This is a genomic window from Kitasatospora sp. NPDC048540 (assembly GCF_040651175.1).
In the GTDB taxonomy this organism is placed as follows: Bacteria; Actinomycetota; Actinomycetes; order Streptomycetales; family Streptomycetaceae; genus Kitasatospora.
In genome coordinates this window covers 25,504-32,522 of the sequence record NZ_JBEZIR010000099.1, presented here as the reverse complement: position 1 = coordinate 32,522, position 7,019 = coordinate 25,504, and the positions used below count along the sequence as shown (strand labels likewise).

At 75.5% G+C, this 7,019-nt stretch carries 3 protein-coding genes; 2 read left to right on the top strand and 1 reads right to left on the bottom strand.

What is annotated here, in order from left to right; all coding sequences use genetic code 11:
* Positions 1 to 202: 202 nt before the first annotated feature.
* Complete coding sequence (locus AB0D08_RS29900; protein ID WP_199520549.1) at positions 203 to 310, bottom strand: class III lanthipeptide; 108 nt, start codon at positions 308 to 310, stop codon at positions 203 to 205.
* Positions 311 to 580: 270 nt separating this feature from the next.
* On the opposite strand from AB0D08_RS29900, the gene AB0D08_RS29895 reads away from it, so the two are divergent.
* Together AB0D08_RS29895 and AB0D08_RS29890 are read left to right on the top strand one after the other, a co-directional pair.
* Positions 581 to 4,780 carry a bifunctional nitrate reductase/sulfite reductase flavoprotein subunit alpha gene (locus AB0D08_RS29895; RefSeq protein ID WP_359893242.1) on the top strand — a complete coding sequence of 1,400 codons (4,200 nt, stop codon included), beginning with the start codon at positions 581 to 583 and terminating at the stop codon, positions 4,778 to 4,780.
* Between the two features lie 164 nt (positions 4,781 to 4,944).
* Positions 4,945 to 7,002 carry a SpoIIE family protein phosphatase gene (locus tag AB0D08_RS29890; protein WP_359893245.1) on the top strand — a complete coding sequence of 686 codons (2,058 nt, stop codon included), beginning with the start codon at positions 4,945 to 4,947 and terminating at the stop codon, positions 7,000 to 7,002.
* Positions 7,003 to 7,019: the final 17 nt, after the last annotated feature.

Here is a 7,019-nt window from a genome sequence, read left to right as displayed (position 1 = left end):
CGAGCCGGCCGGGTCGGGCACCGGGAACGGCTTCGGGCCGGGACCCGGGAGCGGTTCGGGCGAAGGGGTGGGCTCGGGTGAGGGCCGCGCCCGTCCGGCGGCCGGCCCCGACCGGGGCGCCGAACGGGGGGCGGCGCCTCGGGTACGGACCGGCCGGACCGGCCATGGGCCCCGGCGGCAGCCGCCGCCGGGGCCCGCAGAATCAGCCGTTGCAGCTCTGCGAGTCGCAGGAGCTGCAGCTGATGGCCTCGTAGTCCTGGCCGCCGTGCTCGGTGGTGTCCATCTTCTGGAGCTTGAGGACCTTCGACATGAAGACCCCTCCCTTCGGTTCGGTCCGACCGTCCCGGCCGGCCGGCCGGGACGTGGGAGCAGCGTTCCACCGGGCACTGGGAACGGAATGGGAACCCACTGGGGACCGCCGCCACCCGCCGGCCGCGCGCCGCTCACAGCGGCGCACCGGCCGGTGTGCGGCGGGCTTAACGGGCCGCCCGGTCCCGCGTGACCTGGGGGTAATGCGGCCTTCCTACGGTGCTGACGGTGGGAGCGGCTCCCACCATCGGCCCGGCGGGAGGGAGACCAGGTGACGGCGTCAGGCGCGAGGACGGACAGCGTGCGGACGGTCTGCTCGTACTGCGGCGTCGGCTGCGGGATCGTGCTCGACATCGCCCGCGACCCGGCCACCGGACGGCGCACCGCGGCCCGCGCCACCGGCGACCGCGACCACCCGGCGAACGCCGGCCGGCTCTGCACCAAGGGCGCGACCAGCGCCGACCTGATGGCCGCGCCCGGCCGGCTGGAACGGGCGCTGGTGCGCACCGAGCGCGGCACCGCGCCCGCCGCCACCGACGTGGACGCGGCCGTCACCGCGGTCGGCGGACGGCTGCGCGCGATCCTCGACGAGCACGGGCCGGACGCGCTGGCGTTCTACGTCTCGGGCCAGCTGAGCCTGGAGGCGCAGTACCTGGTCAACAAGCTGGCCAAGGGCTTCGTGCGGACCAACCAGATCGAGTCCAACTCCCGGCTGTGCATGGCCAGCGCGGGCTCCGGCTACAAGCTGTCGCTGGGCGCCGACGGCCCGCCCGGCTCGTACCGGGACTTCGACCACGCCGACGTCTTCCTGGTGATCGGCTCCAACATGGCGGACTGCCACCCGATCCTGTTCCTGCGGATGATGGACCGGGTGAAGGCCGGTGCCAAGTTGATCGTGGTCGACCCGCGGCGCAGCGCCACCGCGGACAAGGCCGACCTGTACCTGCCGGTCAGGCCCGGCACCGACCTGGCCCTGCTGAACGGCCTGCTGCACCTGCTGGTCGAGGCCGGCCAGGTGGACGAGGAGTTCATCGCCGAGCACACCGAGGGCTGGGAGGAGCTGACCGCCTTCCTCGCCGACTACCCGCCCGACCGGGTCGCCGAACTCACCGGCCTCCCCGAGGACGGCATCCGGCAGGCCGCCCGGTGGATCGGCGCGGCGGGGGAGTGGATGAGCTGCTGGACGATGGGCCTCAACCAGTCCACCCACGGCACCTGGAACACCAACGCGCTGGTCAACCTGCACCTGGCCACCGGGGCGATCTGCCGCCCCGGCAGCGGCCCGTTCTCGCTCACCGGCCAGCCCAACGCGATGGGCGGCCGCGAGATGGGCTACATGGGCCCCGGCCTGCCCGGCCAGCGCTCCGTCCTGGTCGAGGCCGAACGCGCCTTCACCGAGGACCTGTGGGGGCTGCCGCCGGGGACCCTGCGCACCGAGGTCGGCCGCGGCACGGTCGAGATGTTCGAGCGGATGGCGGCCGGCGAGATCAAGGCCTGCTGGATCATCTGCACCAACCCGGTCGCCTCGGTCGGCAACCGGCGGACCGTCATCGCCGGCCTGGAGGCGGCCGATCTGGTGGTCACCCAGGACGTGTTCGCCGACACCGAGACCAACGCGTACGCCGACGTGGTGCTGCCCGCCACGCTCTGGGCGGAGTCCGACGGCGTCATGGTCAACTCCGAGCGCAACCTCACCCTGGTCCAGGGCGTCCTGGACCCGCCCGGCCAGGCCCTGCCGGACTGGCGGCTGATCGCCGGGGTGGCCCGCGCGATGGGCTTCACGGACGGCTTCGGCCACACCAGCGCCGAAGAGGTCTTCGAGGAGCTCAAGCAGGCCTGGAACCCCGCCACCGGCTGGGACCTGCGCGGTGTCGACTACGAGCGGCTGCGCGCCACCCCGGTGCAGTGGCCGGCCCCGGACGCCGACGGACCCGACCGCAACCCGGTCCGGTACCTGAACGACGGCGTCAGCCAGACCCTGCTGGTCCGCCCCGACGGCAGCCGGCCCGCGCTGGCCTTCCCGACCTCCTCCGGCCGGGCCCGGTTCTTCGCCCGGCCCCACCTGCCGCCGGCCGAACTCCCGGACGACGACTACCCGTTCGTGCTCAACACCGGGCGGCTGCAGCACCAGTGGCACACCCTCACCAAGACCGGGAAGGTCGCCAAGCTCGGCCGGCTGAACCCCGGGCCGTTCGTCGAGATCCACCCGGACGACGCGGCCGCGCTGGGCGTCACCGCCGGCGACCACCTGGAGGTCGCCTCCCGGCGCGGCCGCGCCGTACTGCCCGCCGTCGTCACCGACCGGGTACGGCCCGGGGACTGCTTCGCGCCGTTCCACTGGAACGACCTGTTCGGCGAGTACCTCAGCATCAACGCCGTCACCAACGACGCGGTCGACCCGGTCTCCTTCCAGCCGGAACTCAAGGCCTGCGCCGTCGCGCTGCGGGTGGTCCCCGCCCCCGAACCGAAGGAGACCGCCCCGGTGCCCGCCTCCGCGCCGCACCCGCTCCCGGCCCGGGCCGCGGTGCCGTTCACGCCGGACGCCGCCGGTGCCCCGGCCCCACTGGCCACCCTGGCCGCCGTCCTCGGCCTCCCGGCGGCCGCCCGGCCGGTGCTCGCCGCCCCGGAGCAGCGCTACCTGGCCGGCTTCCTCACCGGACTGCAGGCCGCGCCGGACCTGCCGGGCGTCCCCGTCCTCCCCGCCGACGCGCCGTTCGACCCGGAACGCACCCTGTGGGTGAACGGGCTGCTGGCCGGCCTGTTCTCCCGTACGGCGGCGCCCGCCCCGGCCGGGCACGCCGGCACCGCGCCCGACGCCCCGCCCCGGGACGCCCCGGAGGTGCTGGTGCTCTGGGCCTCGCAGACCGGCAACGCCGAGGAGTTCGCGGCCACCGTGGCCGGGCGGCTCGCCGAGCGGGGCCACCGGGCGCGGCTGGCCGCCATGGACGACACCACCCCGGACGCACTGCCGCCCGGCGGGCCGGTGCTCTTCCTCAGCAGCACCTTCGGCGACGGGGAGGCGCCGGACAACGGCGCCGGGTTCTGGTCGGCGCTGACCGCCGCCGGGCGGGGGCCGCTGCCCGGCCTGCGCTACGCCGTGATCGCCTTCGGCGACTCCACCTACCAGGACTTCTGCGGCCACGGCCGGCGCCTCGACGAACGCCTCGAAGCCCTCGGCGCCACCCGCCTGGTGCCCCGCGCCGACTGCGAACCCGACTACGAGCAGACCGCCGACCGGTGGCTCGACCAGGTCTGCTCCGCCCTCGCCGCGGGCACCGCGCCCGCCCCCGCGCGGACCACCGCGGCCGCCGCACCCGGCGCCACCGCGGCGCCCGCGGGCGGGGCGCCGGTCCACACCAAGGCGTCCCCGTTCCCGACCCTGCTGATCGGCAACCGGCTGCTCAGCCTCCCCGGCTCGCAGAAGGAGGTACGGCAGTTCGCCTTCGACACCCGCGGCGGCGAACTCGCCTACCAGGCCGGGGACGCCCTCGGGGTGCGGCCCGCCAACGGCGCCGCCCTGGTCGCCGAATGGCTCGCCGTCACCGGCCTGGACGCCGACGACCCGGTGGACGTCCCGGACTCCGGCCCGGTGCCGCTCGGCGAGGCGCTGCGCACCCGGCTGGACATCGCCCGGATCACCCCGGAACTGCTGCGCTTCGTCGCCGAGCGGACCGGCGACCGGGACCTCGGACGGCTGCTGCGGCCCGACAACAAGGGCGAGCTCGCCAAGTGGAGCTGGGGCCGGCAGGCCGTCGACGTGATCGGCGCCCACCCGGTCCGGGCCACGGCCGCCGAGTGGGCCGGTGTGCTGGGGCGGCTCCAGCCGCGGCTGTACTCCATCTCCTCCAGCCCGCTCGCGCACCCCGGCGAGGTCCGGCTCACCGTCTCCGTGGTCCGCTACACCAACGACCTCGGCCGCCGGCGCAACGGCGTGTGCTCCACCTACCTGGCGGACTGCGCCGACGACGGGCCGGTGCCGGTCTACGTCCGGCGCTCCCCGCACTTCCGGCCGCCCGCGGACCCCGCCACCCCGATGATCATGGTCGGTCCGGGGACCGGCGTCGCCCCGTTCATCGGCTTCCTGGAGGACCGGCGGGCCCGCGGCCACACCGGCCGCAACTGGCTGTTCTTCGGCGAACAGCGCCGCGCCACCGACTTCTACCACCGCGAGGAGCTGGAGTCCTTCCAGGAGTCCGGCCACCTGGACCGCCTCGACCTCGCCTTCTCCCGGGACCAGCGCAACAAGGTCTACGTCCAGGACCTGATGCGCGAGCGCGGCCGACGGCTGTGGGAGTGGCTCAACGACGGCGCCCACCTGTACGTCTGCGGCGACGCCGGCCGGATGGCCAAGGACGTCGACCGCACCCTGCGCGAGATCGTCGCCACCCGCGGCGGCCTGTCCCCGGACGCCGCCGCCGGCTACGTCGAGCAGCTCGCCGCCGACCGCCGCTACGTCCGCGACGTCTACTGAGCCGCCCGCCCGCCGGCGCGCCCGGCGCGGAGCGACGTGCACCGGGGACGGAGAGACGATGGAGACGCCGCCCGTCCCAAGGAGGTCCCGCCGTGACAGCAGAGCGCACCTCCCCGGACGGCCCGGACGCGAACGGCCGGGACCCCGGCGTCCCACCCGTCCCGCTGGAGCCCGGCGGCCTGCTGGACGTGCTCAGCGTCGCCGCCGTCCTGCTCGACGCCGAGGGCCGGATCGTGCTGTGGAGCCCGCAGGCCCGACGCCTGTTCGGCTGGACCGCCGAGGAGGCGCTCGGCCGCCAGGCCGCCGGGCTCCTGGTCGCCGAACAGGACGTCGGCCTGGTGCGCAAGCTGTTCGCGGACGTGATGCGCGGCGGCGGCGCCTGGGCGGGCGTCTTCCCGGTACGGCACAAGGACGGCAGCATCCGCCCGGTGGAGTTCCGCAACATGCGGCTGCGCAACCGCCAGGGCGAGGTGTTCGCGCTCGGCATCGCCGCCGACGAGTCCACCGTCCGCGGCGTCGAACGCGACCTCGCGCTCTCCGCCCGGCTGGTCGCCCAGTCCCCGATCGGCCTCGCCGTCCTGGACACCTCACTGCGGTACGTCCTGGTCAACCCCGCCCTGGAGCGGATCAACGGCCTGCCCGCCGAACGCCACCTCGGCCACGGCGTCCGGGAGGCGCTGCCCCTGCTCGACGCCGAACGGATCGAGACCGCGATGCGGCAGGTGATGGCCACGGGCACCCCGCTGCTCAACCTCGTCGCCGTCGGACGGACCCTCGCCGACCCCGACCACGACCACGCCTGGTCGGTCTCCTACTTCCGGCTGGAAGGCCCGGGCGGCCGCATCCTGGGCCTGGCGACCTCGGTGATCGACGTCAGCGAACAGCACCGGCTCACCGCCGAGGCCGCCGCCGCCCGCCGCCGGCTGGCCGTGATCGCCCGAGCCTCCGCCCGGATCGGCTCCACCCTCGACCTCGACACCACCGCCCGGGAACTGTCCGAGGTGGTGGTGCCCGAACTGGCCGACCTCGCCGCCGTCGACGTCCTCGACGCCGTCCTCCCCGACCCGCTGCCCGCCCCCGCGGCCCCCGGCGGACACCCCGCCGCCTTCCGGGCGCTGGCACTGGCCGCCGCCCACCCCTCGGAGCAGGTCAGGACCGCCGTCCGGGCGGCCGACCCGACCGGCACCCTCGCCCTTTACCCCGCCGACCGGCTGGTGGCCCGCTGCGCCGCCGCCGGGGAGCCCGTCCTGGTCGCCCGGGTCGCCCCCGCAGACCTGGCCCGGATCGCCCGCGACGAGCAGGCCGCCGCCATCCTCGCCGAGGCGGGCCTGCACTCCTACCTGGCCGTCCCGCTGATCGCCCGCGGCGAGGTGCTCGGCGCCCTCGACCTCAAACGCCTGCGCAACACCGCGCCCTTCGACCAGGACGACGTCCTGCTCGCCCAGGAACTCGCCTCCCGGGCCGCCGTCTGCATCGACAACGCCCGCTGGTACCAGAACCAGCGGCACGCCGCGCTCACCCTCCAGCGCCACCTGCTGCCCCGCCGCCGCCCGCAGGCCGAAGGACTCGAGATCGCCTATCGCTACCAGCCCAAGGGCACCGCCGGCGAGGTCGGCGGCGACTGGTTCGACGCCATCGCGCAGGACCACGGCTGCTCCGCGCTGGTGGTCGGCGACGTCATGGGCAGCGGCATCACCGCCGCCGCCACCATGGGCCAACTGCGCACCGCCACCCGCACCCTGACCGGCCTCGCCCTCGACCCCGCCGAGGTCCTGACCCACCTGGACCGGACCACCGACGAACTCGACGAGTCCATCGCCACCTGCGTGTACGCCGTCTACGACCCCCACGCCCTGCACTGCCGGATCGCGCTGGCCGGCCACCCGCCACCCGTCCTGGTCCGCCGCGGCGCACCCCCGGTCCTGCTGGAGCTGCCCACCGGCGCACCGCTCGGGGTCGGCGGCGTCCCGTTCGAGTCCACCGGCATCGACCTGGCACCCTGCGACCGCCTGGTGCTCTACACCGACGGCCTGGTGGAGACCAGGGACGACTCCCTCGACGACCGCCTGGACCGCCTCCTGCACCTGCTCGCCGACCGGCAGCCGTCCCTGGAGGCGACCTGCGACCGGCTGCTGGCCGAGCTGCGCGACCCGGCCGGCGGCGACGACGTCGCCCTGCTGATCGCCGAGGTGACACCCCGCCGGCCGGCCCCGACGGCCTGACCCGCCCGCCACCCGCC

Excerpts from the sequence above, each read along its gene's own strand:
- AB0D08_RS29900 (WP_199520549.1), bottom strand. The coding sequence starts at position 310 with ATGTCGAAGGTCCTCAAGCTCCAGAAGATGGACACCACCGAGCACGGC.